30 protein-coding genes and 2 riboswitches are annotated in these 26,442 nt (G+C 39.0%); of the genes, 12 read left to right on the plus strand and 18 right to left on the minus strand.

What is annotated here, in order from left to right; genetic code table 11:
* Positions 1-285 precede the first annotated feature (285 nt).
* From MKX72_RS15390 to MKX72_RS15435, 11 genes are all read right to left on the minus strand, one after another.
* A complete protein-coding gene (locus tag MKX72_RS15390) occupies positions 286-1,173 on the minus strand; it encodes a sulfite exporter TauE/SafE family protein (RefSeq protein ID WP_033580612.1) in 888 nt (295 codons plus the stop codon).
* A 250-nt stretch (positions 1,174-1,423) separates the two neighbouring features.
* Positions 1,424-2,527 (minus strand): oxidoreductase, encoded by a 1,104-nt coding sequence (locus tag MKX72_RS15395; RefSeq protein ID WP_223546159.1) that lies wholly within the window; start codon positions 2,525-2,527, stop codon positions 1,424-1,426.
* An 82-nt stretch (positions 2,528-2,609) separates the two neighbouring features.
* Complete coding sequence (gene lepB / locus MKX72_RS15400; RefSeq protein WP_028412768.1) at positions 2,610-3,164, minus strand: signal peptidase I; 555 nt, start codon at positions 3,162-3,164, stop codon at positions 2,610-2,612.
* 254 nt (positions 3,165-3,418) lie between these two features.
* Positions 3,419-3,853, minus strand: coding sequence for a CBS domain-containing protein (locus MKX72_RS15405; protein ID WP_047750552.1), 435 nt, complete (start codon positions 3,851-3,853; stop codon positions 3,419-3,421).
* 29 nt (positions 3,854-3,882) lie between these two features.
* Positions 3,883-5,031 carry a KdpD-like non-kinase potassium sensor gene (gene kdpDN, locus MKX72_RS15410; RefSeq protein WP_049165380.1) on the minus strand — a complete coding sequence of 383 codons (1,149 nt, stop codon included), beginning with the start codon at positions 5,029-5,031 and terminating at the stop codon, positions 3,883-3,885.
* A 53-nt stretch (positions 5,032-5,084) separates the two neighbouring features.
* Positions 5,085-5,651: a potassium-transporting ATPase subunit KdpC gene (kdpC, locus tag MKX72_RS15415; RefSeq protein ID WP_049165382.1), complete on the minus strand. Its 567-nt coding sequence runs from the start codon at positions 5,649-5,651 to the stop codon at positions 5,085-5,087.
* 13 nt (positions 5,652-5,664) lie between these two features.
* On the minus strand, positions 5,665-7,740 hold the full coding sequence (kdpB, locus tag MKX72_RS15420) for a potassium-transporting ATPase subunit KdpB (protein WP_049165386.1): 2,076 nt from the start codon (positions 7,738-7,740) through the stop codon (positions 5,665-5,667).
* Positions 7,741-7,761: 21 nt separating this feature from the next.
* A complete protein-coding gene (gene kdpA / locus MKX72_RS15425) occupies positions 7,762-9,423 on the minus strand; it encodes a potassium-transporting ATPase subunit KdpA (protein WP_186808525.1) in 1,662 nt (553 codons plus the stop codon).
* Between the two features lie 24 nt (positions 9,424-9,447).
* Positions 9,448-9,534 carry a K(+)-transporting ATPase subunit F gene (gene kdpF, locus MKX72_RS28335; RefSeq protein ID WP_080754503.1) on the minus strand — a complete coding sequence of 29 codons (87 nt, stop codon included), beginning with the start codon at positions 9,532-9,534 and terminating at the stop codon, positions 9,448-9,450.
* Positions 9,535-9,825: 291 nt separating this feature from the next.
* A riboswitch (cyclic di-AMP (ydaO/yuaA leader) is annotated at positions 9,826-9,966 on the minus strand.
* 15 nt (positions 9,967-9,981) lie between these two features.
* Positions 9,982-10,119: a hypothetical protein gene (locus MKX72_RS15430; protein WP_155278280.1), complete on the minus strand. Its 138-nt coding sequence runs from the start codon at positions 10,117-10,119 to the stop codon at positions 9,982-9,984.
* Positions 10,120-10,191: 72 nt separating this feature from the next.
* Positions 10,192-10,334, minus strand: a riboswitch (cyclic di-AMP (ydaO/yuaA leader).
* A gap of 158 nt (positions 10,335-10,492) precedes the next feature.
* A complete protein-coding gene (locus MKX72_RS15435) occupies positions 10,493-11,560 on the minus strand; it encodes an undecaprenyldiphospho-muramoylpentapeptide beta-N-acetylglucosaminyltransferase (RefSeq protein WP_029714620.1) in 1,068 nt (355 codons plus the stop codon).
* 177 nt (positions 11,561-11,737) lie between these two features.
* Between MKX72_RS15435 and MKX72_RS15440 the strand changes: the two genes are divergently transcribed.
* Positions 11,738-12,073 (plus strand): CHY zinc finger protein, encoded by a 336-nt coding sequence (locus tag MKX72_RS15440; protein ID WP_033580606.1) that lies wholly within the window; start codon positions 11,738-11,740, stop codon positions 12,071-12,073.
* A 19-nt stretch (positions 12,074-12,092) separates the two neighbouring features.
* Here the strand turns inward: MKX72_RS15440 and MKX72_RS15445 are convergent, their stop codons facing one another.
* Complete coding sequence (locus MKX72_RS15445; protein WP_013083811.1) at positions 12,093-12,407, minus strand: ArsR/SmtB family transcription factor; 315 nt, start codon at positions 12,405-12,407, stop codon at positions 12,093-12,095.
* Between the two features lie 204 nt (positions 12,408-12,611).
* Between MKX72_RS15445 and MKX72_RS15450 the strand changes: the two genes are divergently transcribed.
* The 4 genes from MKX72_RS15450 to MKX72_RS15465 all read left to right on the plus strand — a co-directional run bounded on the left by MKX72_RS15450 (position 12,612) and on the right by MKX72_RS15465 (position 14,990).
* Positions 12,612-12,896 (plus strand): putative quinol monooxygenase, encoded by a 285-nt coding sequence (locus MKX72_RS15450; protein ID WP_013057729.1) that lies wholly within the window; start codon positions 12,612-12,614, stop codon positions 12,894-12,896.
* A gap of 29 nt (positions 12,897-12,925) precedes the next feature.
* Positions 12,926-13,663: an oxygen-insensitive NADPH nitroreductase gene (gene nfsA / locus MKX72_RS15455; RefSeq protein ID WP_049165395.1), complete on the plus strand. Its 738-nt coding sequence runs from the start codon at positions 12,926-12,928 to the stop codon at positions 13,661-13,663.
* 93 nt (positions 13,664-13,756) lie between these two features.
* A complete protein-coding gene (locus tag MKX72_RS15460) occupies positions 13,757-14,194 on the plus strand; it encodes a hypothetical protein (RefSeq protein ID WP_033580605.1) in 438 nt (145 codons plus the stop codon).
* Between the two features lie 115 nt (positions 14,195-14,309).
* Positions 14,310-14,990: a DUF4397 domain-containing protein gene (locus MKX72_RS15465; protein WP_033580604.1), complete on the plus strand. Its 681-nt coding sequence runs from the start codon at positions 14,310-14,312 to the stop codon at positions 14,988-14,990.
* 35 nt (positions 14,991-15,025) lie between these two features.
* Here MKX72_RS15465 and MKX72_RS15470 read toward each other — a convergent pair whose 3' ends face one another.
* Positions 15,026-15,559 carry a GrpB family protein gene (locus MKX72_RS15470; RefSeq protein ID WP_028412757.1) on the minus strand — a complete coding sequence of 178 codons (534 nt, stop codon included), beginning with the start codon at positions 15,557-15,559 and terminating at the stop codon, positions 15,026-15,028.
* A 571-nt stretch (positions 15,560-16,130) separates the two neighbouring features.
* On the opposite strand from MKX72_RS15470, the gene MKX72_RS15475 reads away from it, so the two are divergent.
* Complete coding sequence (locus MKX72_RS15475) at positions 16,131-17,882, plus strand: SH3 domain-containing protein (RefSeq protein WP_033580603.1); 1,752 nt, start codon at positions 16,131-16,133, stop codon at positions 17,880-17,882.
* A gap of 29 nt (positions 17,883-17,911) precedes the next feature.
* Here MKX72_RS15475 and rpsN read toward each other — a convergent pair whose 3' ends face one another.
* Positions 17,912-18,181, minus strand: coding sequence for a 30S ribosomal protein S14 (gene rpsN / locus MKX72_RS15480; protein WP_028414364.1), 270 nt, complete (start codon positions 18,179-18,181; stop codon positions 17,912-17,914).
* Between the two features lie 412 nt (positions 18,182-18,593).
* Here rpsN and MKX72_RS15485 point away from each other — a divergent pair, with 412 nt between their 5' ends.
* The 3 genes from MKX72_RS15485 to MKX72_RS15495 all read left to right on the plus strand — a co-directional run bounded on the left by MKX72_RS15485 (position 18,594) and on the right by MKX72_RS15495 (position 20,406).
* Positions 18,594-18,869, plus strand: coding sequence for an AbrB/MazE/SpoVT family DNA-binding domain-containing protein (locus MKX72_RS15485; protein ID WP_013057736.1), 276 nt, complete (start codon positions 18,594-18,596; stop codon positions 18,867-18,869).
* A 120-nt stretch (positions 18,870-18,989) separates the two neighbouring features.
* The gene (locus MKX72_RS15490) at positions 18,990-19,451 is read left to right on the plus strand and encodes a DinB family protein (protein ID WP_049165400.1); all 462 of its coding nucleotides are present in this window, start codon (positions 18,990-18,992) and stop codon (positions 19,449-19,451) included.
* A 187-nt stretch (positions 19,452-19,638) separates the two neighbouring features.
* Positions 19,639-20,406: a class I SAM-dependent methyltransferase gene (locus MKX72_RS15495; protein ID WP_049165404.1), complete on the plus strand. Its 768-nt coding sequence runs from the start codon at positions 19,639-19,641 to the stop codon at positions 20,404-20,406.
* Between the two features lie 15 nt (positions 20,407-20,421).
* Here MKX72_RS15495 and MKX72_RS15500 read toward each other — a convergent pair whose 3' ends face one another.
* Positions 20,422-21,102, minus strand: a complete 681-nt coding sequence (locus MKX72_RS15500) for an FHA domain-containing protein (RefSeq protein ID WP_033580601.1) — start codon at positions 21,100-21,102, stop codon at positions 20,422-20,424.
* 288 nt (positions 21,103-21,390) lie between these two features.
* Between MKX72_RS15500 and MKX72_RS15505 the strand changes: the two genes are divergently transcribed.
* Positions 21,391-21,555: a hypothetical protein gene (locus MKX72_RS15505; protein ID WP_155017376.1), complete on the plus strand. Its 165-nt coding sequence runs from the start codon at positions 21,391-21,393 to the stop codon at positions 21,553-21,555.
* A 74-nt stretch (positions 21,556-21,629) separates the two neighbouring features.
* Here the strand turns inward: MKX72_RS15505 and cobT are convergent, their stop codons facing one another.
* Positions 21,630-22,667, minus strand: a complete 1,038-nt coding sequence (cobT, locus tag MKX72_RS15510; RefSeq protein ID WP_049165408.1) for a nicotinate-nucleotide--dimethylbenzimidazole phosphoribosyltransferase — start codon at positions 22,665-22,667, stop codon at positions 21,630-21,632.
* Positions 22,668-22,829: 162 nt separating this feature from the next.
* On the opposite strand from cobT, the gene MKX72_RS15515 reads away from it, so the two are divergent.
* Together MKX72_RS15515 and MKX72_RS15520 are read left to right on the plus strand one after the other, a co-directional pair.
* Positions 22,830-23,696 carry a YitT family protein gene (locus tag MKX72_RS15515; RefSeq protein WP_033580599.1) on the plus strand — a complete coding sequence of 289 codons (867 nt, stop codon included), beginning with the start codon at positions 22,830-22,832 and terminating at the stop codon, positions 23,694-23,696.
* 66 nt (positions 23,697-23,762) lie between these two features.
* The gene (locus MKX72_RS15520) at positions 23,763-24,119 is read left to right on the plus strand and encodes a hypothetical protein (protein WP_033580598.1); all 357 of its coding nucleotides are present in this window, start codon (positions 23,763-23,765) and stop codon (positions 24,117-24,119) included.
* 328 nt (positions 24,120-24,447) lie between these two features.
* Here MKX72_RS15520 and MKX72_RS15525 read toward each other — a convergent pair whose 3' ends face one another.
* Together MKX72_RS15525 and MKX72_RS15530 are read right to left on the minus strand one after the other, a co-directional pair.
* Positions 24,448-24,894, minus strand: a complete 447-nt coding sequence (locus tag MKX72_RS15525) for a GNAT family N-acetyltransferase (RefSeq protein WP_033580597.1) — start codon at positions 24,892-24,894, stop codon at positions 24,448-24,450.
* 186 nt (positions 24,895-25,080) lie between these two features.
* Positions 25,081-26,250, minus strand: coding sequence for an MFS transporter (locus tag MKX72_RS15530; RefSeq protein ID WP_033580596.1), 1,170 nt, complete (start codon positions 26,248-26,250; stop codon positions 25,081-25,083).
* Between the last annotated feature and the right edge of the window lie 192 nt (positions 26,251-26,442).

A 26,442-nucleotide genomic window follows, 5' to 3' on the forward strand; every position in this document is an offset into this window, starting at 1 on the left:
GACGAACATGAGATAAATACGCTAGTATGCTCCCTTGTTACACCGTTGTTGACTTCCGTGTAAGGCTTCGTTTTCCGAGGGCGACCACTTTTGCCGTGTCTCACCTGTTCCGCTTTTTACGCGTAAGTCCTCGCCTTGCCCTCCGGCCAACAGCTAGAGGCCACTACATACATGAAACTGCCTTCGCTCTAACCATAAAAAGATCTGAACACATTTGATTCTCTATACAGAATCAAACACGTTCAGATCTTTCTTTAACTAAGCTATTTTTATTCCATCCTTTTATTACGAAACTTCTACGTTTCGATTTTGATTATATTTTTTCCCTTGTAAAAATGAGTAAACGATTGCTGCTGCCCATACAATAAGGATAAATGCGTATACAGCTATCTGCGTTGAGCTGCTTGATACCCATGTATTTAAGAGTGTTCGAGCATTTGTTAAAATGATAAACCCACCAACAAGCGAACCAAGCAAGTGAGCCGGGATAATACGAACAAACCATGCAGCAATCGGAGCCGCGATAATTCCGCCAATCATAAGAGCGCCTACCCAGAACCAGTTTACCTGCTCCCAGCCAAGAGAAATTAAAAAGCCAAGTGTAGCCGAGACGGCAATAGCAAATTCACTTGTATCAACGGTTCCAACGACTTTCCGTGCTGTTGTGCCTTTTTTAGCTAGCAATACAGGCGTTGCAATCGGCCCCCAGCCGCCTCCTCCTGTAGCATCAGCAAATCCAGCAATTAATCCTAACGGAATGGACTGCTTCGTCGATAAAGGTTTGGTGCTCTTTTCTTCGTTTGTTTTAAACGTAAATAAAAAGCGAAATAACACATAAACTCCTAGGAGCAATAAGAATGTTGAAACGTAAGGTCTTACTGCATCTCCAGGTAAATTACTTAGAAAGCAGGCTCCTACAAAAGCCCCGATGGAACCAGGAATAATCAGTTTTAAAACCATCGATTTATCTACGTTGCCAAATTTAATATGTGAAACACCAGACGCTGCTGTTGTTACAACTTCTGCCAAGTGAACAGATGCCGAAGCCACAGCTGGTGCAATTCCAAACGTTAAAAGTAGGGTAGTTGATGTCACCCCGTACGCCATTCCAAGTGATCCGTCAATTAACTGAGCTAAAAAGCCAATAAGTGCAAACGTAATTAACTTTTTCATGTTGTCCCTCCACTTTAATCTTCTGTTAGAGAGCACAAAAAGGCCTCCAACAGTTGTTTGCTAGAAGCCTTCGGTATGTCCGATCAGCTGTCCGTTTTATAAATAAGTTGTTTATATTGTAATCCTAACTATTCCAAGAAGTCAACTGTGTTTTTAGTTTTTCTTTTAGTCTATGTATGCTGCTTGGTTATAGTATCAGTAAAAATAAAATTCTTCTTGTTAAGTCAACAACATAAAAACGACCGCTCACTTAATAAGGGCGGTCATTTTTATGCATGTCTTGCCAGTGAGCTAGCACTTCAGGTGGTAAACTCACATCTTTATCTAATGACGTCACATCCATAGAAGTAGGCTCATCGCTATTTATCACTTTTTCTACCCAATCTGGCTGTACGACTAACGCTTGTTCAATCGTAATTAAAGCCAGACCTTGCTCAAAAGCTTCTGCGACTTCCGTTGCCGTAAGTCCTCCTGTACCCACAAGAGGGACCCGGTAATTGACGTGCTTAATGATCGAAGAAAGCAGTGAATGATTTTCTTCCCTTTTTGAGGTAGGTTCATGCAAAGCACTGATATGTAAATAATCAATTTCTGTATGAACAAGACGATCAATCCACTCAAATGTATCTTCCACTTTATTTCCTAAATAGCCTTTTTCTTTGGGCGCTAATGTATATCCCACAATAAATGGTTTGCCCGCATGTGCTGCTCGACGCGTCACTTCACGAATAACTTCAAGTGCAAAAGTGAAGCGGTTTTCTGCGCTTCCTCCATAAGAATCACTTCGTTCATTGGCTTGCCTTGACGTAAACTGCTGCAGTAAACATTCATTTCCTCCGTCAATTTCCACTCCATCAAACCCTGCTTCCATAGCTCTTGTGGTAGCTTCTCCAAACGCTTGAACAATATAAGTTATATCGCGCTCGGTCATTTGAACAGGCTTTTTCCCTTTACGTTTGTGAGGCTTTTCACTAGGGCTAATTGCTTGCCACTTACTTTCCATTTCTACGCACTTTCTTCCCCCGTGCGATAGTTGAAGAATCGCTTTAGCTCCTCTTCTATGAATCATTTGGGTTAGTTGATGAAGCTTTCGTATGACCTGATCACGATGAATTCCGATTTGACCATGTGCTACTTGGCCATTTTCTGTGATAAACGCGGGGCCGATAATTACCGTACTGACGCCCCCTACTCGTTTTTCGTAAAAAGTCAGATCGATATCGGATATTTCCCCGTTTTCTCGTGAAGCGTATGTGAGTATAGGTCCCATTGCTAATCGGTTTTTCATCTCAAGAGCATCAACAAATTTAAAATGTTTAAATAACTTTTCATAGGCCGTCTTCAATTGATTCACACCTTTTTTCCCTTAGCTTGCCCATCTATAAGCGGAGTAGACATAGGCATAAAAAAAGAAATACCTTTATCGGCATTTCTTTTTACGTTGTTTTTCTTATTTTTTTGACCGGATAAAATACAAATTCGCTTTTTCCGACAATTCGTTTTTCATCAATAAGACCTAGACCGTTGCGGCTATCCATACTGTACAGACGGTTGTCACCCATTACAAATACTTCGTTTTTAGGTATTTGTACGGGTTCAAAATCTCCCGTAAGCTCCATATCCATGTTGTTGGCAATTTGACGATTCGTTTTTAAATAAGGTTCACTTACTTTTTTATCATCAATATAAAGCTGATCTTTTTTCATTTCGATTTTTTCACCTGGCAGACCGATTACTCTTTTTACATAATGCTTATTCTTAGCCTCATCTTTAATAATCACAATATCTCCGCGGCGAATATCATGGAGCGAATACGACAGTTTATTCACAAACAACCGCTCTCCGTTATGCAGCGTTGGGTTCATTGAAGCGCCTTCTACAATATACGGAGAAAATAAAAATGCGCGAATCATAAATACTAGAGCGATAGCGAAGATAATAGTTTTGAATATGCTGCGTAATTGATCGCTTTTTGTTTTTTCCGTAGTCAATATGCTTTGTCTCCTTTGTACAGCTCACTTTTCTTATGTAAAAAAGCAAGAAACCTCTTACTTTAACACTTATTCTAACTTAACCATAGAAAGAACTGAAATCAAATGTTTTATGTTATGTAAAAAAAGAACCTCTAACAAATGTTAGAGGCTTACATTACGCAAGTTTCGTCTTTACATCTCTTATTATAACATTAATTATATAAAAAGAGACTACCTTTTATGTAAAAATTATGTTTTTTACGCAAACTTAACTAAATCTTCACATTTAAAGGCGTTTCTCCATGTATAAAAAGTTGGGAGATGCAATACTCTATAATCTCTCTTCGCCGCACGAGTCCAATAAAAATGTTTTGATCATCTACAACTGGCACAAAATTTTGTTCAGACGCGCGTGACAAAATACTTTCCATTTCATCGTTAATGGTGATAGCTTCGTAATCGCGATGTCTTGGAACCTCCTCAATTCGTAGGTGTTCTAACTCATGGAGTTCTATATGTTCTAGGCTTTTTAGCTTCCATAACAAGTCTCCTTCTGCCAAAGTCCCTACATATTCTCCTTTTTGATTAATAAGCGGCACAGAAGAGTAGCGATGATACTCCATTTTCTCCAATGCTTGACGGATCGTTGACCGTGTCGATAGGGTAACCACTTCTTTTTTAGGAAGTAAAAAGAACGCAATATTCACTCATATTCTCCTTTTGTTATATATGCATTTTATTTTTGTTGTTTTGCTGAATCTGAAACAATATGAATATCGATGTTATGAGTCTGTCGCATAATTGTATTCACAATAGAGCCTTTTCGAATCTCTTCCCATCTTGTCCTCGCTGATTGCCCTAGTAAGATTTGAGTAACGCGATACTGCTTGGCTACATTCACAATCACTGCAGCTGGTTTTTGCTTTTTAGCTTCTTCAACAATTAACGATGCGTGAAAACGGTCAGCGAATGCCTGCCAGTGTTTGATTTGGGCTTCTTGCCTTTCAGTTTGCTCGCCTGTAAAAACATGCAGCAGCAGTAAATCTGCTTTCAATCGGTTCGCCATTCTCCAGCCTCGCCGAATTAATTTTTCAGCTGTTTCACTGTATTGAATGCATACTAAAATGCGTTCACAAATACCTGTTACGCCAATTTCATGCGCATGAATCAGCTTGCCATCCACTTCATCCGCTATTTCTCTGAGCGTTAATTCACGAAGTGCATGGAGATTCGCAAGCTTAAAAAACGACTGCAGGCTTTGTTCAATTTTATGGACTTCGTATATTTTCCCTTCACGAAGCCGCTTTTGCAGCTGTTCCGGCGTAACGTCGACAAGCTGAATTTCATCTGCTTGCTGAATAAATAAATCTGGCACCGTTTCACGAACTTTTACTTGGGTAACAGCATATACGAGGTCATGTACGCTTTCCATATGCTGAATGTTCATTGCTGACATAACTGAAATACCTTGGTTGAGCAGGTAAGAAACATCTTCAAAACGTTTTTTATGGCGGCTTGTCGGAACATTTGTGTGAGCAAGTTCATCGATAATTACAACTTTTGGGCGCCTTCTTACAATCGCCAGCAAATCAAGCTCTTGTAATTCTTTTCCTTTATAAAAAATGGTTTCTCTTTGGATTACTTCTAGATTTCCAATCATCTCTTTAGTCTCATCCCTGCCGTGTGTTTCTACATATCCAACTACGACATCTATGCCTTCTTTGACTAAATCGTGCGCATCTTGAAGCATTTTATACGTCTTTCCTACTCCCGGCGCGGCACCGATGTAAAGTTTAAGCTTTCCGCGCTTCTGATTATGAAGTTCACGCAATAGTTCTTCCGGAGTTTTTCTTCGAAAGTATGGATGAGCTTCTTTTTCTTTCATTGTTTGTGCCCCTTTATCACACTCGCTTCAGTACATGAAGCGAGTGCATGTAATTAGCGCTCTCGTTGAACAGCTAAATTTAGCTCTACTACATTTACTCGTTTTTCACTAAAAGCCCCTTGCTGAGTATGTTCTTTGATTAACTGTTTTAGCCTGTTGGCTTTAATATGTGTGGCTTTTGCCACACGCTCTACTTGTGCATATGCAGCTTGTGGCGTAATGTCAGGATCGAGTCCAGAAGCCGAATTTGTGACGGCATCAATTGGAATTCCTTCTTTGGGCACTTCGTTTTCTTTTTTCCACGCCGCTACGGATTTCTCGATACGATTCGTAAGATCTTTATTTGAAGGTGCTAAATTCAACGACCCAGATCCTGCCCCGTTATAATCAATACTAGAGACTCTGCCGTGAAAAAATGCATTGCTTGTAAACTGCTGCCCAATCAGCTTAGAACCGATAACTTGATGATTGTTTGAATAGATTAGGCTGCCGTTTGCTTTACTTGGAACAGCTGTTTGAGCAATACCTGTCATCACAACAGGATAAATAAGACCACAAAGTATCATCATCATAATTGTTAAGCGAACAATAATGCTTCCCGTTCGTTCTGTTTGTATCATCGTTTCTTCTCCTCTACATCACAAATGAAAGTAATAAGTCAATCGCTTTAATCCCAATGAATGGAACTAATACCCCACCTAATCCGTAAATGAACAAATTTTTTCGCAGCAGGGCGTTAGAACTCATCGGCTTATAGGCAATTCCCTTCATGGCTAAGGGAATTAACAGCGGGATAATGACCGCATTAAAAATGAGCGCTGACAACACCGCAGATAGTGGTGAATTCAGCTTCATTACGTTAAGAGCCTCCATTTGCGGAATCGCCAAGGTAAACATCGCTGGAATAATCGCGAAATACTTAGCAATATCGTTTGCGATGCTGAATGTAGTTAAGGCACCCCTTGTCATTAATAGCTGTTTTCCAATTGAAACGACTTCAATAATTTTAGTAGGGTCAGAATCTAAATCCACCATATTTGCTGCTTCTTTAGCAGCTGAAGTTCCGCTGTTCATCGCTAGACCAACGTCAGCTTGAGCAAGTGCAGGGGCATCGTTTGTCCCGTCACCTGTCATCGCAACTAGCTTGCCTTGCTGCTGTTCGTATTTAATAACTTGAATCTTGTCTTCTGGCTTGCATTCCGCAATAAATTCATCTACTCCCGCTTCTTTTGCAATGGTTGCTGCGGTTAACGGATTATCTCCTGTACACATCACTGTTTTAATGCCCATTTTACGAAGTTCATCAAAGCGTTCTTTCATTCCTGGTTTTACCGTGTCTTTTAAATAAATCAAACCGTAAATTTTATTATCAGCGGCGACGGCAAGAGGCGTGCCACCAGCTCCTGCAATTTCGTTTGCTTTTTGCTGTAAATCAGAGGGAACCTTTCCGCCATTTGACTCTACCCATGCCGTGACGGCGTCCACTGCCCCTTTTCGTACAGATACATTCTGTAAGTCAATGCCGCTCATTCGCGTTTCAGCTTTGAATTCTACAAACGTTCCCTGCGTTTTTCTAAGGTCTTCTACTCCCATGCGAGTTTGGATAAAATCAACCACCGAGCGTCCTTCTGGTGTTTCGTCGTAAAGAGAAGAAACAAACGCCCATTTGTACAGTTCACGTTCGTCTACGCCTTCTACAGTCGTTAACTGATGAGCCATTCGGTTTCCAAACGTAATGGTGCCGGTTTTATCTAAAATAATTGTATTGATGTCACCAGCTGCTTCTACTGCTTTTCCTGACATAGCAATCACGTTAAACTGCGTGACTCGATCCATTCCAGCAATTCCAATGGCCGATAATAATCCTCCAATTGTTGTCGGAATGAGGCAGACGAGCAGTGAAATTAAAATAGCCGTGTCGAGTTGAAAATGTAAATAGTTTGTAAAGACAGGAAGCGTCACAACAACTAGTAAAAAAATAATCGTCAAACTTGTCAAAACCGTGTTTAGCGCAATTTCATTTGGCGTTTTTTGACGCTCTGCTCCTTCAACAAGCGAAATCATTTTATCTAAAAACGATTCACCTTGCTCACACGTAATTTTAATTGTAATTTCATCGCTGACAACTCTTGTACCTCCAGTTACAGAGTTAAAATCCCCGCCTGCTTCTTTCATAACAGGTGCCGATTCACCCGTAATAGCCGATTCATCAACAGACGCCAGTCCTTTAATAATTTCTCCATCTCCAGGAATCATTTCGCCTTGTGAAACGACGACGATATCTCCTTTTTTTAGTTGCGATGCCGAAACTTGTATCATTTGCCCGTTTTGAAGCTGATTAGCTGTAATATCGCCTTTAGATTGCTTTAATGAGTTTGCCTGTGCTTTTCCTCGACCTTCTGCTAATGCTTCTGCAAAATTAGCAAAAACAATGGTAAAAAATAACACGAGAGATACGGCAACATTAAACCCTGTGCTTACTGTACTTTCTCCGAAAAGGTCCGGAATAACGGCTAAAAAAAGCGTAATTATAAACCCGATTTCTACTACGAACATGATAGGGTTTTTTATCATCGTTCTTGGGCTGAGCTTGATAAAAGCCTGCTTTACTGATTGAATAAAAATCGATGAAGCTTGTGTATCTACAGAACCTTGAATATGACTGTTGCGATCCAATTCAATATTATTTGCAAAATTCCGTTTATTCATTATGATCCTCCGCTTTCTTGATTACAGTGTTAAATACTCAGCAACCGGCCCAAGCACAAGCACTGGGAAAAACGTAAGTGCTCCTACAATAACGGTAGTTCCAATTAAAATGCCGCTAAATAAAGACGTATCTGTTTTAAATGTTCCAGGTGTTTCGGGAACAAGCTGCTTAGATGCTAGTGAGCTCGATACCGCCAGCATCGTAATTAGTCCGAAGTAGCGTCCAATATACATAACGATTCCCGTTGAAATGTTCCAAAACGGCGTTGCATCACCGAGTCCTTCAAAGCCGGATCCATTGTTTGCTGCTGACGACGTAAATTCATACAGTGCCTGACTTAACCCGTGAAAGCCTGGATTTGATATACCTTCCATTCCTAAATGAGTGGTAAGTGCTACAGCTGTTCCTCCTAAAATTAGCAGCGGTTGCAAAATAAGCGTCACGGCGATTAGCTTCATTTCTTTTCCTTCAATTTTTTTACCTACGTATTCTGGTGTTCTTCCAACCATTAAACCTGATAAAAATACGGCGATAATGACGTACATCATGACATTCATAAATCCTGCTCCGACACCGCCAAATACGGTATTTAACATCATATTTCCAAGCGTTAACAACCCGGTAAGAGGCGTAAGAGTATCGTGCATGGTGTTGACTGCACCTGTTTCACTTGCTGTCGTCACGATGGCGTAAAGCGTCGACATGCCGACACCAAAACGGACTTCTTTCCCTTCCATATAACCGTTCGCTTCATTTAAATGAAAAGCATCAAGTCTTGGATTGCCGCCCCACTCTGTTACGAACGCTGTGCTTAAAATAACGATAAACAGCATACTCATCGCTACAAATAAGATGCGGCCTTGCTTACGCTGTCCGATCATTTTTCCGTATGTGAAAGGAAGTGCTGTTGGCAATAAAAGCATAAGGACGATTTGTAATACATTGCTCAACGCGTTAGGATTTTCAAATGGATGAGCTGAATTGACACCAAAAAATCCCCCTCCGTTGTTTCCTAGCTCTTTAATTGAAAGAAAAGAAGCAACTGGTCCCCTTGCTATTTGCTGTGTTGCCCCTTCTATTGTATGGGCAGTAACCGTTCCGCTTAACGTTTGAGGGACACCTAAAAACATAAATAAAATGCCTGTTATAAAAGCGATAGGAAGTAAAATACGCGTAATTGACTTTACAAAATCAACAAAAAAGTTTCCCATTTCTTTCCCTGCTAGCCCACGAATAAAAGCGATTGCTACTGCAAGTGCCGTTGCTGGTGCAGCAAACATCATAAATACAATGGCGGCCATCTGCGAGAAATAGGACAAACCTGATTCGCCGCTGTAGTGCTGCAAGTTCGTATTTGTCATAAAACTAATGGCCGTGTTAAAAGCAAGTGCCGGATCCATTCCTTTGATGTGGCTTGGGTTAAGCGGCAGTACCCCTTGAAACCGGAAGATAAGGTACACCACAAAAATCATAAACGTATTCGCCAAAACAAGAGCAAATGCATATTGCTTCCACGTCTGATTAAGCCCTTTAATTCCTGCTGCTTTAAACATCACCGTTTCTATCTTTCCTATCAAGCTAGTGTTTTTATCGTTTGAAAACACATTCGCTATATAAATACCTACGGGCTTTGCAATAAGCGCTACAAAAACAAGCAGCAGCGCAACTGATAGTAGAAAAATCCCCACTTTTTATTCCTCCGCTTATTAAAATTGTTCTGGATTTAACAGTACATACACTAAATAAATTAAAACGAGAACTGAAATACCTAACAAAATGAACGACACGTTCACTTCTCCTCTCTTTCATCTACTACATGAGACGACCAGCAAATAATTCCGTACATAGCAGCTGTTAATATGACAAGCGTTCCAAGCATGATCATATCCAAGTTGCTCCCTCCTAACTGTTTCCTAACAAAAATGATAGCTTCTAAGTTTAGTGACGGTTTCTTTTCATAAAGCATCACGTCCAAAAAAGCTAACCGTGAGACGTGATGCTATTTTTTTCCATTAAAAAACCGCAGAAGAGAGTTCTCTTCCGCGGTTTAATGCACGACAAATAAGCCGTGATTGACACGAATTTTTTACTCCCAAAACGCTTACGGAGTTAGCTGTCGGATTCGGGTTATGGAAGTAACCCTACTCAGTTAAGAGATTCACCCCTAGTACATACGTACAAAATATTGGGTCCCCCGCTCATAATTGATTAAGCGTATCTTTGTTATTTAATTTTTAGACTTAATAATAGTTTTTACTGCTGCGTTTAAAACTTTGATTAGCTAACGTAGACAAATAGCGGTTTGCTAGATCAAAAGATTGCTGATCGCACATGGCCCGATATTCAATCATTTGAATCATTTGCTTAGATAAATGCATCCTGACGCTCCTTTCACCTATATTTTGAAAGGAGCGTACTATCCGCTGTTATAGAAAACGACCACGATTACACCATCCTCTCTCTTAACGCTTACGAAGTTAGCTGACGGGTTCGGGTCAAGAAAGTAACCCTACTCAATTAAGAGATTCACCCCTGATAATTGGGTCCTCCGCTCTTTCCTTCTCTTTCAGAAAAGACTCAGCGTTTCACAGTGGAACGTTTCATGAGAGTAATCTTACTCCTGTTAAAATTTACTGTCAACAACATTTTTTGAAATTTTAAAAGCTTTATTTTTCTATATTTATTCATTATTTTAAAATAATAATTTCAGAAGAAAAAAGCGTTCTTATCGAGGAGATAAGAACGCTTTTTTTAGCTCATTTTCTCAATTTCATTTACAAGAATTGAAATGGCATCCGTTTTTGTTGCTTCACGCATTGTACGCTTCATCGTACTTGCCTGCTGCTGAAGCTCATTTACTTCACGCAAAAACAGTTCTTTTGTTAACTGCTCTTCTTCTACAACCATACAGTAGCCTTTTTTCTTAAAGGATTGTGCATTTAAAATTTGATCTCCGCGACTCTGTGCTTTTGATAAAGGAATAATCATCATCGGTTTATGAAGAGCTAAAAACTCAAAAATGGCATTGGATCCGCCGCGTGTAATCACATAATCAGTTGCCGCTAGAACATCAGGAAGCTGTTCGTTTACGTATTCTAACTGACGGTATCCTGACTCTTTTTCAAGGCTTGTATCAATATTGCCTTTTCCGCAAAGGTGTACAATTTGGAATTTCTTTTGCAGTTCAGGCAAAGACTCTCGAACGATTTCATTAATACGGCGTGCTCCTAAACTTCCCCCCATAATCGTTAAAATGGGGCGCTTATCATAAAAGCGTAGCCAGCTTTCCCCGTTCGCTGCGCTTCCGCTAAATAGCTCTTTTCGAATAGGTGAACCAACAACCTGCACTTTTTCTTTTGGAAAGTAGTTTGCGGCTTCATCAAAAGAAGTGAAAATTTTAGTGGCAAATTTCTGCGCAATTTTATTTGCCAGTCCCGGTGTTAAATCACTTTCATGAATGAACACGGGAATGTTTAAAGATTTAGCAGCCATTACCACAGGAACTGTGACGAAACCGCCTTTTGAAAAAACAAGAGAAGGCTTTAACTTTTTCAGCACGCGACGCGCATCGCCAACCCCTTTTGCTACTCGAAATACATCTTTTACATTTTCCATATCTACGTATCGACGCAGCTTCCCGCTTGAAATCGCATGATATGGAACGTTTAATTTTGTAATTAATTCTTTCTCAATACCATTGTGAGAACCGACATAATGGATATCCCATTTTTCACTGTCTAATTCTTTCATGATGGCAATGTTTGGTGTTACGTGTCCAGCTGTTCCGCCTCCGGTAAAAACGATAACTTGCTTACTCATTTTTTCTTCCTCTCTTTACTTCACTTAATCGATCTGTTTTGACATCAATTTTTATCTGATCTTTTTAGCATGCAATCTGACATGTAAAACGATGGTTTTATTATAGCATTTTTCTTTTTACATATGTATGATAAGGCGTATAAAAGCATGCTATACTTTTCATAAGGAGTGATGATAATGACCAAATCTGTACCTGCAGTAAAAGGTGACACAGTGGATTCCGAAACGCGCTGTACGCACTATCATACGGATAAAGATATTATTGCAATAAAATTTTATTGCTGTCATACATATTATCCATGCTATCAATGTCATAACGCACATGCGGATCACGACATTAAAAGATGGCCAAAATCTATGTTTAATGAAAAAGCTATTCTTTGCGGAGTATGTAAACATGAGCTTTCAATTAATGAATACTTAACCTGTAACTCGACTTGCCCTCACTGTCGTTCTTCTTTTAATCCTGGATGCAGCCTGCATGGACACATTTATTTTGAACAAAAAAGCTGAACAAACCATCGTTCAGCTTTTAAAATAATTGCTCATCTATATTTATAATGGAAGGAAGCAGACCTGGGAACAGTTCCTCAAGTTCTTCTAAACGCAAGGAATAATAGTGCTGCGTACCTTCTATACGTAGTTTGATAATTCCAGCTTCGCGAAGTACTTTAATATGATGTGATAGCGTTGATTTTGATACATTTAATTTTTGATAATACGAACAGGTCTGCTCCTTTCTTGTCGCTAAACACTGTACAATTCGCAGCCGGTTAGGATCACTCAATGCATGTAAAATAGGCGTTAATTTAATTTCAGATTTCGGTGGTTGATAAGGTTTTCTCATGCTTAAAATATAACACAGCTTCTTTTGTGTATCAATGTTCGATAACTTTCGAACTAAATTCCTTGCACTGTTATTTAATCGGTGTTATAGTTTCATTGTTCGATGATATTCGAACTTATCTTCATTTTAATCGTAAATTGAATGAAAGATTAAAAACAAAACAAATAATATAAAGCACCATCATTATTAAAGGAGGAATCACCCATGATTCATTTACAAGCTTCAATGAAAGTTAACCCAGCAAAAAGAGAAGAATTTTTAGAAAACGTACAAGAACTAATTAAGCATTCTTTACAAGAAGAAGGAAACAGCAACTATCAACTATTTGAAGATGCTTTTACACCTAACACATTTATGATGATTGAAGAGTGGAAAAGCGAAGAAGCAATTCAAGCACACAATAAATCAGCTCATTTCCAAAGTTTTGTAGCATTTGCTCAAACTGGCGTACTTGTAGCACCTTTAGATGTAAAAACATTACAAGGCTAAAAATAACTTCTTTGAAAGGATGACGCATCATGAATGAAGCAATTCGTACAATTCAAGATCATCGTTCTATCCGTCAATATACAGACGAAGCAGTAAGCGACGAGCATTTAGATACAATTATTCAATCTGCTCAGTCAGCCGCTTCTTCTATTAACGGACAGCAAGTAACTATTATTAGCGTCCAAGATAAAGAAAAGAAGAAAAAGCTTTCAGAGCTTGCAGGCAACCAAGCGTGGATTGACCAAGCTCCTCTATTTTTAATCTTTTGTGCAGATTTTAATCGTGCTAATATTGCAGCTGAGCTTAACGATGCGCCTCTTGGCGTAACCGATGGACTTGAGTCAATTTTAGTGGGGGCAACCGATGCTGGAATTTCTTTAGAAGCAGCAACAGTTGCAGCAGAGTCACTCGGTTTAGGTACAGTACCAATCGGCGGAATTCGCAGAAAGCCACTAGAAGTCATTGAGCTCCTAGATTTACCGGAATACGTATTCCCAGTAAGCGGTCTTGTCGTTGGACATCCGGCAGATCATTCTGCGAAAAAGCCTCGATTGCCACAAGCTGCTGTGCACCATCGTGAAAGCTATAATCATGACTTAAAGTCATTGATTCAAGACTATGATGCTGAAATGGCAGAGTATATGAAAAAGAGAACAAACGGTGCAGATGACCGCAACTGGTCACAAACTGTATCCGCTATTTACAAAACCATTTATTATCCAGAAGTTCGAGCGATGCTTGAAAAACAAGGATTTAAATTCGAATGATCAAAAGCTGCGATGTTCATCGCAGCTTTTTTTATCTACTTTAACAGCGTCTTGAATAGACTAAAAGTAATACTCGATAAATGAGGTGTTTGGATGGAGTTTATTTTAATTTGTAATTTTCTTTTAGGTGCAACGGCAGCGTTTTTATTGGTGCCGGCTTTTACAAAAAAGAACACCCTTCATGTGACTTTGCTGTCTCTCCTTTTCCTCCTTTCAATTGTTCCAACCTTTCTTCTCGCGAATCCACATATCGGCGTTTTACCTTGGGCTATTCGAGACGGTCTTCTATTGTTTTCCGCTTTCCTTTTCTTTTATCTAACCTTCACTTTAAGCAGATGGAAAACACTTTTGTTTTTTCTTCTCCTTTTACTGTCAATTGCTCCTCTTGCCTACGTCGTATATGATGACTTCACGCATACGTATATAGATGCCAATATCGGACTTGGCCTAGGCTTTTTATTGACGTGGCTCTTAACAACCTTGTACAATATTTTGGCTATTCTTCGATTTTTCCGTCAGAAATCTCAGTAAACACGTTAAAAGTTAACAAACAAACGAATAGTTGATTTTATTTAGTATACGCTAACAACTGCACAGTCCTTCTCTTTACATAAAGCTGTGTATACTAAAAAAGGAGTGATACTTGATGAAACGACTATTCGTAATGGTAGCAGTGATTGCCTTCTTGGCACTTAGCCGCATGTTAGTATTTGCCGCTGAAACACCTCCTGCTGCAGATGAGCGACCAGCTCAAAATGCAGAAGTTCGTATCGTTCATGCTTCACCGGATGCTCCAGCTGTAGACATTTTTGTGGATGACAAAGCTTTAGTAGAAGGAGCAAAGTTTAAAGATGTCTCCAACTCCCTGCCTTTGTCAGCTGGTTCTCATAAAGTAGAAGTATACGAAGCGAAGACAAAAGGAACAAAAGATTCCATCATCGAAGCTACCCTTGTTGTAGACGGTGGAAAATCGTATACAGTAGCCGCTGTAAATAAAGCCGAAAATCTTGAACTGCAGGCTTTCACGAATAATAAGCAAGGGATGGATGGAAAAGCAAGCTTACGTGTTGCTCATTTATCTCCTGATGCTCCTGCGGTAAACGTAGGTCCTAAAGGGGCTGCTCCTTTATTTAAAGATCTGTCTTTTAAAAGCATTTCAGGTTATCAAGTAGTAAATCCGGGTTCGTATGATTTATCTGTTTCCACAGCAGACGGAAAAGAAATACTAAGTCTTCCTGGAACAAATCTTCAAAGCGGTAAAAACTATACGGTTCTCGCAGTAAATACTGCTGATAAGCTTGAGACCATTGTTTTACAAGATAATTAATTAAAAAAACGTCATTTCAATTGAAATGACGTTTTTTATAGACTGCGCTGAATGAATTCTTCTTTTTTGTACTCATAGGTAGAAATATCGTTCCACAATCGTTTTGAAAGCTCGTATTTCATACCTTCATATTTTTTTCTAGCACGTTCGCTCGAGCGTAACTGCTCCCTGAAATTAATTCGTTCATTCCAGTAAGGTGATTCACTGACCGTTACGTACACATGACTTCTTCTAGCATCATGTGGAATGAGCTTACGGGCATTTTTAGCTGTCATAATAGGAGGGTAGTGTGCAGCTGGAACGCCTTCTTTTAATAAGACGAACATCTCCTTTTCCGCTACGTATACGTGAGATTTATTTTTTAATATAGCGCGCACTTCATTTATGTCTTCTTCGCGTTTGACGCCGATTAAAATATCAACGATTGGTGAACCTGCCAATCCTGGAACGGACGTGCTTCCAATATGTTCGATGTCTACTGAAAAATCTTTTAGTGTATTAAGTAACGCTTCTTTTTCCATTTGATACAAAAGCGACCACTTTGTTTCATACTGAACAATCTTTCGCATATCAGTTTCCACCCTTTCACTTTTTTATACTGTACCATGTTTCAAAGTAAAAAGAAAGAATTTTCTAACTATTCACTTTTTGTTTATGCTATGAGCTTTTCCATCGATATAGACAGGATTTATATTATTTTATATATTTTTGTTATTTTTATTCTGAATGTTTCATAATTGTGGATGTTTCCTCCTCCAAAAGATAGATACTCTTTTATTTGCTATCTCTCCTCTATCATATTCACATTCAGCTGCTTTATACTATTTTACATTTTTTCTAGTATAAAACATGTCCTCAAAACATCGGTGAACAAAGGGCTAAAGACCTTTAAATGCCCTTAATATCCCTACATTTCACCTTTGATATAATTATATTTTACATTAATGTAAAATTTTATCGTTAAGGATGGCAGATAGTTCAAATTCATTATACAATTGAAATTCGACATATAGTATGATGGATAATATCGGCATTATGAGATAATAGTAGATTTAACTCAAAATTTTGGGCTATTTGCCGATATATGCTTTGTATACTAATTAACTTATGTTGAAATTTGTAATTTGCAAGGAGGAAAAAATGAATAAAAAACATGTCATGTACACAGCCGTTTCTTCTGTTCTTTTAAGCTCTTCATTGCTTTTGCATTCGATTGACGCAGATGCAGCTGAATCGGCCAAAGTAACTGCTACATCGTTAAATGTACGTGCAACGCCTAGTACAAGCGGCGCTATCGTTGGAAAAGTAACGAAGGGAAACACCGTTAATATAGTAGATGAAAGCAAGGGATGGGCTAAAATTACGTATAACGGTAAAGAAGCTTGGATTTCATCTCAATACATAAACAAAACACAAACAAACAGTACGTCTACGGCAAATTCGACATCCAAGTCAGCCGTTGTTAACGCCAGTTCATTAAATGTTCGCTCTTCTGCGAGCACAAGCGCGTCTATCGTGACGAACTTATCCCGAGGTTCCAAAGTAACGGTGGTAAAAGAAAGCGGATCTTGGTCACAGATTAAAACGGCAGCGGGTCAAACAGGCTGGGTAGCGAGTCAGTACCTACAAGCAGGCTCCGGTTCTTCTACACCGACTAGTAACTCGAGTTCTACGACATCCAAGTCAGCTGTTGTTAACGCTAGCTCATTAAATGTTCGCTCTTCTGCGAGCACAAGCGCATCGGTCGTGACGAACTTACCGCGCAATTCAAAAGTAACGGTGGTAAAAGAAAGCGGATCCTGGTCACAGATTAAAACAGCATCAGGTCAAACGGGCTGGGTAGCGAGTCAGTACCTACAAGCAGGCTCCGGTTCTTCTACACCGACTAGTAACTCGGGTTCTACAACATCCAAGTCAGCTGTTGTTAACGCTAGCTCATTAAACGTTCGCTCTTCTGCAAGCACAAGCGCGTCTATCGTGACGAACTTATCCCGGGGTTCCAAAGTAACGGTGGTAAAAGAGAGCGGATCTTGGTCACAGATTAAAACAGCATCAGGTCAAACAGGCTGGGTAGCAAGTCAGTATTTACAAGCTGATTCCGGACAGTCTTCACAAACAGCCCAGTCGATTCAAATTACAAAAGCTTCAAATTTACGCAGTCAGCCGAGCTTAAGCGCGGGCATTATCCGTGTAGCAAAAGCGGGCGAACGATTCAAAAAAGTAGGCGAAACGAATGACTGGGTGCAAATTCAGTACTCTGCAAGTCAAACAGCATGGGTGTCAAAAGGGTTAACAGCTGCAGCAGGTTCTACAACTTCAGCTAGTTTGCCTTCCCCATCTGCTGCTTTAAAAGATAAAATTATTGTAGTAGACGCTGGACACGGCGGATATGATCCTGGTACTTCAGGCAAATCATCGATTGAGAAAAAACTAGCGTTAACAACCGCAAAACTTGTGGCAAGCCGCTTAGCTAATTCGGGAGCAAATGTATTTATGACGCGTTCAAACGATACCTTTATTTCACTGAGCGGACGTGTGAACGTTAGTGAAGCAAAGCATGCAGATGCGTTTATCAGCATTCACTATAACGCTTCTACTTCATCTTCTGCAAACGGCATTGCGTCATTTTATTACAGTGAATCCAAAGATAAAGAATTAGCAAAATATATTCAAGAAAGCATGGCTGAAAATGCGCCTTCTATGAAGGATATGGGGGTTCGTTTTGGAGATTATTATGTTACTCGAGAAAACAACCAGCGTGCTGTACTTCTTGAATTAGGCTTTTTATCAAATGCTCACGATGAGCAAATTGTTTCTTCTAATGCGTATCAGCAGCAAATATCTACAGGTATTTATCAAGGAATTGCTCGATACTTTGCAGCTAATAAATAATAAAGGCCCTCATTATGAGGGCTTTTATACTACCAGCTTGCTTTTTTAACACCTGGGATTTGTCCTTTGTAGGCCAATTCCCTAAAAGCAATGCGTGACATTTCAAATTTTCTAAGATAGCCTCGAGGGCGACCGGTAACGCGGCAGCGATTATTTAAGCGCGTTGGTGAAGAATCTCTAGGCAATTTTTTTAACGCTTCGTAATCTCCTTTTTCCTTCAACTCTTGGCGCAATTGCGCATATTTCGCTACTATCTCTTGGCGCTTTTGTTCTTTTACAACTTTTGATTTTTTAGCCAAACTCTTTGTCATCCTTTCGCTTTATCAATTTTTTATTTGAAATACGTAATCATTACGATTTAATTATTTTGAACAAGTTACTTTTTTAATTTAATCATATTCTCTTCATTCTTTCAACTTGTTTGCTTCCACACTTACATGTAGCCTAACTCTAGGCTGCTGTATAAACATAAATAAAATTGTATGTCAAATGTAATTAATTCCTTCATCTCCTATATCATACAAAGAGCCCTACATATTCCATTTTGTAGGAGGATTTGTATTTACAGATAATATTTCAATAATATTACAGTTCATTTACATATTAATAACTTCGACAAATTTAGCGGTTATCTAGTATATAATCATCTTAGAAATTCCAAAAATAATATTTTGTGTACTCAATAAAATATAAAAGTAAAGGTGATTAAAAATGAAATCGACTGGTATTGTAAGAAAAGTAGATGATTTAGGTCGTATCGTAATTCCTAAAGAGTTAAGACGTGTTCTTGAAATAGATGTAAAAGATCCTGTTGAAATTTTTGTCGAAACAGATCGAATTATTTTAAAGAAATATGAGCCGAACGGTGCTTGTGCGATTACTGGCGAAGTATCTTCTGACAATGTAACAATCGCAGATGGCAAATTAACTTTAAGCCGCGAAGGTATGGAGTTATTACTTGAAGAGTTAAAACAACGTAATTTCTAATAAAAAGAAAAGCAGCTGCTCACGTGCAGCTGTTTTTCTTTTTATTAAAGTTTTTTCTTCGCTTTCTGATTTTCAGATGCTATACTCAGAAGCGAATACATAATAAAGGAGCCTTTCATCATGACAGTTGACCAAATGACTCATCACTTTTTAGCACATCGAAACGTAACTAATGAATTAATCAACAAAATTGAAGCAGGTCACTACGAATACAAGCCTGCCCCGACATCTATGTCCGCTTTTGACTTATCTACGCATATTTTAACATCCTTTTATGCATTTGCATCAGTGGTAAAATCCGGTGATTTATCTCCGCTTGGTCAAAAAGCTGATTTTAGCGGTAAGACATTATCGGACCTTGTAGCTGAATATACGGAAAAAACAGTAGCCGTATTGCGCTCACTTAGCGAAGCTGACTTAAACAAGACCATTGACGCAACTGCAGCGTTTGGAAGAAAGCTTCCCGGAAGACAGCTTTTACAAATGGCCATTGATCATGAAATTCATCATAAAGGAAATTTATACGTCTACGTACGTGAGATGGGTCATACAGACCTTCCTCTATTTGTTCAGTTCGGTTAATGGTTATAAAATAGTTCGGCTTGTAAGCGCCCAAGCTAGAAGTTTGGTGCGCTTTTTCTTTGGAGTTTTCGGCATAATAAGTAAGATATATGGTATAATTCTATCAATAACTTCATATCTACTATTCAAAGCTTGTTTCTTCTTATAAAACGATCGTCATCATCTTTTACAAAGGAGGAATCACTTCATGAGTCAAACTGTTAATCAACAAAAAATTGCTCAAGTGTATCATCTTCCGTTTGTTTCTTCATTTGGAGGAAGTGCTATGAACCTTCTTTCTCCTCAAGCTGGCGAACATATTTTAGATATTGGCTGTGGCACTGGCGAATTTATTTCGCAGCTCAATAAGCTTCATGTCCGTGCAACGGGCATCGATTGCTCTGAAAATATGATTGAACAGGCTCGTCATCAGTACCCGACTCTATCCTTTGAACAGTTAAACGCCCTTAACCTTCCTTATTACGAACAATTTGACGCAGTTTTTTCCAATGCAACTTTACACGACATCCGTCCCCCTCACCTTGTCATTAAAAATATTTACAATGCTTTAAAACTAAATGGCCGATTTGTAGCAGAATTTTGGGGAAAAGGAAACATGGACGAAATTTTCACAGAAATCATTCGTCAATTTAAAACGTTTGATATCCCTTATAACGATGTAGATTTCCCATGGTACTTCCCTTCTGTAGCTGAATATTCTTCTCTTTTGGAATCACAGAATTTTCAAGTCACCACGGCCATACACTACAGCCGGCCCCTCTTGTTAAAAGGGGAAAACGGCTTGCGTAATTGGCTCGAAACAAATGCAGCCCCTCTTTTTGCTCACGTGACGACAGAAACTAAAAATGTCCTCATTACGCGCTTAGAAAATCGAATGCAAGACAAACTATTTCAAAACGGATCTTGGCTAGCAGAAGCTAAACATATACGTGTACATGCTGTAAAACGAGATTAAAAAATGGACGTGATTCTATTCACGTCCATTTTCGTTAAAGTGCAGCCAATATCCTTTTCCTCGAATCACTTCGATTTCTAAATATGTTCCTATTTTTTTGCGAACCCGGTAAATCAGCGCATTCAGCTCTTCCGCTGCTACCAGAATTTCTCCATTTGACTCTACTCGTTCAGGCCAAACGCTTTTTTTTAATGCTTCTTTTGAAACAAATTGATTGTTATATTCTAGAAGGTAAGCTAAGCACGCATATTCTTTATCTGACAGAATATACGTTTCCTCTTTTACTTTTACTTTCTGCAAAATTGGATCTAATGTGTAAAATGGCTTATTTATTTGTTTTAGCAAAGGTCCTAAATCGAGGGTTGCATCCATATCATCATTTCTAAATACTAAAGCTGCCTCCTCATTTGCTAAGGTAATGACATCCTGCTCTTTCAAGAAACGAGGGGTTCCAGGCTGTAACTCTTCTCCGTTTACTTTTGTCCCGTGTTTACTAAACAAGTCTGTAATGAAAAATGCATTGCTTTCGTACGTTACTTCAAAATGCTTGCGTGAAATGTAAGCACTTTGAAAGGCCAGATAAGGCTCCCATTCTTCACTGCTTCGTCCGATAATACAAGCTTTATCTTTTGGAATAGGCACGGAAGCTCCTTCATAAAAAGGAGCACCGTTCCGAATAATCAACATACCGTTCATTGTTTGCTCACACTCTTTTTTAAAATTTTCTGACTCTTATCATGTAATTATAACACTCACATTTATTGAGATTTCTTCCAACTTTGGATAACATCATAGTATAGTCAGTTATATGATAAAGGTTGTTGCCATGTAAGTAAACCTTTAGAGCAGTCCTTTTCTAACTGAAAAAATACGTATTCTTTGCCCTGCTGTAACGTGGATACAATTTTTTTGTAAAATAATTTGTTTTTTAGTAACTTTGACATATGTTCTCTCTTTTTAAAGCGGAGTAAAATAGGAAAATACGTGAAATATTTACATAATGGAGGAAGACCAATGGGACGTTTGCCAAAAGATAGAGAAATTCAAGCGATTAAACGACGCGTTGCACTGGTATTGTTAATTATTGGATCATTTATTTTAACAGGTGCTAGCTTTAGCGTTTATTGGTTTATGATGTTAAAAATATAAGATTTTTTTATAAAATAAAGAAAAAAGACATGGTTTTGTTCCCATGTCTTTTTTAGGTTTATTTTTTTCTAAGTTTATTCTTTCTCAGACACTCCCGCAGATTGAAACGTAGCCATATTAGCAATCATCAGCGAAGCCGAGTGCAGCAGCGGAAATGTAACAGCAGCTCCACTTCCTTCACCTAACCGAAGATTGAGGTTGAGAAGCGGTTTCTTGCCAAGAAGCTTCATTGCACACGCATGACCTTGTTCAACAGATTCGTGACTAGCAAACATATAGTCTCTTGCTTGTGTATTGATTTCTGTCGCTAGAAGAGCTGCAACTGTACAAATAAAACCATCTATTAAAATAGGAATACGGTGAGCAGCTGCCGCCAGCATAGCACCTGTCATCCCTGCAATTTCAAGCCCCCCTATTTTACTAATAATATCAATTGGATCCTGAGGGTTGATGTGCCTGTTTTGCAGCGCTTCTTCAATTACCTTCACTTTGTGGCGCAGCTGTTCGTCAGAAATCCCTGTGCCCATTCCTGCAAGCTTAGAGACTTTTTCTCCTGTCAATACAGCTAAAATAGCCGTGCTTGACGTAGTGTTTCCGATGCCCATTTCTCCCACAATCAAACATTTAATTCCTTGGGCAATAAGCTCTTCAGCTTCTTCATATCCGACTTGAACAGCCAATTCTGCCTCACTGCGCGTCATCGCGTCTTCTTTATAAAAACTTGCTGTGCCCAGCTTCACTTTGCGTTGTACAAGATCCTTATGGGAAAGGTCAGAAGCAATGCCGATGTCAATCAGTTTGAACTGGGCATCTATTTGCCCACTAAACACGTTAATAGCTGCTCCTCCCTGCAAAAAATTCAGCGCCATTTGTGCCGTTACGTCTTGAGGATAAGCTGAAACTCCTTCTTGTACAATTCCATGATCGCCTGCAAAAACGAGGACTCCTGGCGGCGTGACTGTCGGAAAAGCTTCCCCTGTCATGGCCGCTAATTCAACTGCTATTTCTTCGAGCCTTCCAAGGCTTCCTATCGGTTTGGTTAATGTATCAATATAGCGTGCCGCTTTTTCGCCAGCGCTTGTTTGAAGCGGTGGAATATAAACGTTTATCATATGTACAGCTCCTTTATTTCAGCAAATGTCTACCGTTTAATTTAACAGGATTTTGTTTATTCTGGCTAGTCTTTTTTAAAGTAGATAATTGGATAGAGTTCCCAAGACTTAGTTATACTAGTAAGAGTTGCGTATAGGCAGTATGTTGAAAGGAAAGATTTTATGACAACGAAACAGCACAAAAAGGAAAAGGCAGGTCGGCTCATTTATCGCTACATTATGATGTTAATTGGAGCTTCCTTGGCTGCCGTTTCTATCGAATTATTTTTAGTCCCAAATTCCGTAATTGACGGCGGTATTATCGGTATTTCTCTAATTTTAGTTTACTTAACGAAATTGCCGTTCAGTCTACTTATCATCATCTTTAATCTCCCTTTTTTATATAGTGGATACAAACAAATTGGTCGTAGCTTCTGCTTTTCATCTATGTTTGCAGTTGTTGCTTTATCCATTGTAGAATCTCAATTGCACCATGTTCCAGCTGTAACATCTGAACCGCTTCTTGCTACCGTATTTGGCGGGCTCCTTTTAGGAGCAGGTGTAGGAACGGTCATTCGTCACGGTGGAGCGTTAGATGGAACTGAGATTTTAGGTATTTTATTAACAAAAAAAATCCCGTTTTCTGTGGGTGAATTTGTGATGTTTTTAAATATCTTCATTTTCGCTTGGGCAGGGTTCGTGCTAGGTTGGGAACAGGCCATGTACTCAATCCTTACGTACTATATTGCGTCTAAGACAATCGATGCGATCATTCAAGGGCTTGATGAAACAAAAGCAGCTTTTATTGTGTCAAATCACTATGAAGAGCTATCAGACGCTATTACGCATCGTCTAGGCCGCGGCGTGACGAAACTGTATGGTAAAGGCGGATTTGAAGGTACAGAAAAAGAAGTCATATACGTAGTTGTGACGCGTTTAGAAATTACCAAGCTTAAAACCATTATTTCTGAAATTGATCCACAGGCATTTACAACCATTATGGATACCCAAGAAGCGCAGGGCGGCAAATTCAAATCAGCCATTCACTAACTATACATAAGCGTGAATTTCTCTGAGCATGCTAATAGCTGACTACCCGTAAAGGAGATCACCACAATGAAAGAACAAATGTCCAACTTATTTAACCAATTAAAACAGTCGGTTTCGGATGTATCTGATAAGTTATATGACAAAGTACATACGCTGCAATCTTCACCAGGAGTGAGTGTTTTTGAACTGTATGAATGGATTAAAGAAAATCCAAGCGCAAGCGTACAAAAGCAAACGCTGCTCGGGATTTCGTACTCTTTCTATGCACTCCACGAAGACGGCGTTTTTTTCTATATGGAAACGAAATATGATTATTTACTTTACATGACTATTTATAGTCCAACACGTCATTATTTCACCTATCATTCTTACCGAGATTCTTTATCAACAGTGACTCCCTTGACGTTTCCTATTACTAAATAATAAAAAGCTCCTCAATCGAGGAGCTTTTTTTATATGGTTATCTTCCTTTTCGGACTTTAAAGATAAACAGCGCAAGTAAAAAACCGCTCGTCGCAGTTACTATTTTCCACGCGTTTAAGATTGGATTTTTTTTCAAGGTCCTGCTCCTTCCTTGCGGCTATACTAAAAATAGGATGGCCGCCTTTCAAACAGCTAGTCCAACTTCCCCCTACTATTCATACCATCATCTAACATATAGCCCACCGACATTTTCATCAATTTCACTTTTCATACTATAACATATTTTTGCCATTTAGTAGAAGTCTTAAAAGTAAAAGCTGTACTTCTCTTAAAAAAAACGGTATTGAACCCCTGCATTTTCTTTACCGTTCATTTTTTGATAAAGGTTTTGAGCAACTTTATTTTCACTGCTGCACTCAGCGGTCATTCCTGCAAACTCATACTTTTGAGAATAGGCAAGGCAAATCTTAAACAAACGTTCACCAATTTTATTTCCTCTGTTTAAAGGAGATACGTACAAATCTTTTAAGACGCCTGTTTCTTTAAAATAATGGGTGCTCCACGATACGTACACCGTCGCAAAACCTACTAGTTTCCCTTCCAATTCAGCAACAAACTGGATACCGTAGGAAGGATTATTCAATAGACGCTTAATATGTAAAGTTAAAGCTTTCCGGGAAGGGTCAGGCTGCTCGCAGAATTTCACTATATATTCTTGCATTAACGTAGCCAGTCGCTCTCGATCAGTTTCAACCGCCTGTCGAATGACAACCATTTAATCACTCCTTTTAGCTCAACGCTCTTAACATAATTCGATAGCTATACTTTTTTTCCTTTCGTTTTCGTGAAAAGCTCCCTACTTTTACACAAGGGGATATTTAAAGCAAACAACCTTATACGGCTTATGGTTGAGGAGAGAAAATACGCTGTTTTAAAAAAAGGTTGCAAACAGCAACCTTTTTTAGTTAGCAAGCGCATAATTTCGTAAGAATAAACCTACGCAGCCGCTGATTACAATCAGTCCTCCTGCCGTTAGAAACGCCGCCGTCACATTTAGCGAAGCAACAGCGCCAAGCAGCAGCACCGAAAGTCCAAACGTCACATATGAAACGCTCAGCGTAGCGGAAAGCACCTTAGGAAGCTTTTCTAAAGGAACGGCCGTTTGTGTAAGCGTGTAAGAACACGTAGCGCTTATTTGAAGGGCAATGCCAATAGTAAAACTAAGTAAAAGGGAAAGAAACGGCACAGATATCACTCCGAACAATAATGTAAAGAAACCTGAAAAAAGACTGCCTAGTATTACAATATGATAAAGACTTCTCTCTTGCTCAACTGAAATCTTCAGCAAAACGAAACCACCAAGAACCGTTCCAACAAAAAAACTGCTGTTAATATATCCCCACCAAGCTTCATTTTTATTTAATATTTCTTTCACAAACACGTAGACAATAGCTGATGCCCAAACGCCGGCAGCCATCCCTTCTAAAACCTCCATGACTAATAAAACCCGCAGGCGCGGATAATGCCAAATTAGCTTCCATCCCTCTTTTAACCCTTGTTTTTGCTTCGTTTTAGAAGAATGAACGTTCATGCGAATGGCCTGCATGAATACGAGTGACAAACTAAATAACGAAAATGACAGCCATAAAAGGCCGGTAGCATCCCAGCTAATAATCAGAAAGCTTCCAAGCGGATAGGCTGCAATTTGAATCGTTTGATCCGTGACATTAAACATACTGTTCCATTTTAACAGCTTCTCTTTATCTACTAAATGAGGAAGCATAGAGCTTTGAACCGGAGCTGCCCACCCATCGAAAAAAGCAATAAGCGCCACGCAGCACAGCATGCTGATAAGCGACATATGCCACAAGAAAAACATAGACAAAACACTGGTTTTTAACAGCTGAGACACCACAAGAATACGCTTAGCTCTGTAGCGATCTATAAGAAAAGGCACCGTAAAACTGCTCAAAAACTTAGCAGCCGTAATGGTAAACGGAATGCATGAAAGCAGCACAGGAGAACTATTTTGAGCGTAAAGAATGCTGATTAACGCAACAATATATAATACATCTGCTAAATTAGCTTGGCTTTGACCAAACCATAAAAAAAGTACGGAACGATTTTTCACGACAATCCCTCTTTCTTTTTAGTATGACTGAAAAGAAAGAGAATCCTACACGTAATCAACCCCTTTATATAACGGCTTGCTTTTATCGACTTATTACAATCGTATGCTTTTTACAGAACACAACTTTTTTATATATTAAAAAATACAAACAGTTAAACAGTATGGTAAAAAATCAAGAAATTGTCGTGAAAA

Source organism: Priestia sp. FSL R5-0597 (assembly GCF_038006305.1).
Lineage (GTDB): Bacteria > Bacillota > Bacilli > Bacillales > Bacillaceae_H > Priestia > Priestia zanthoxyli.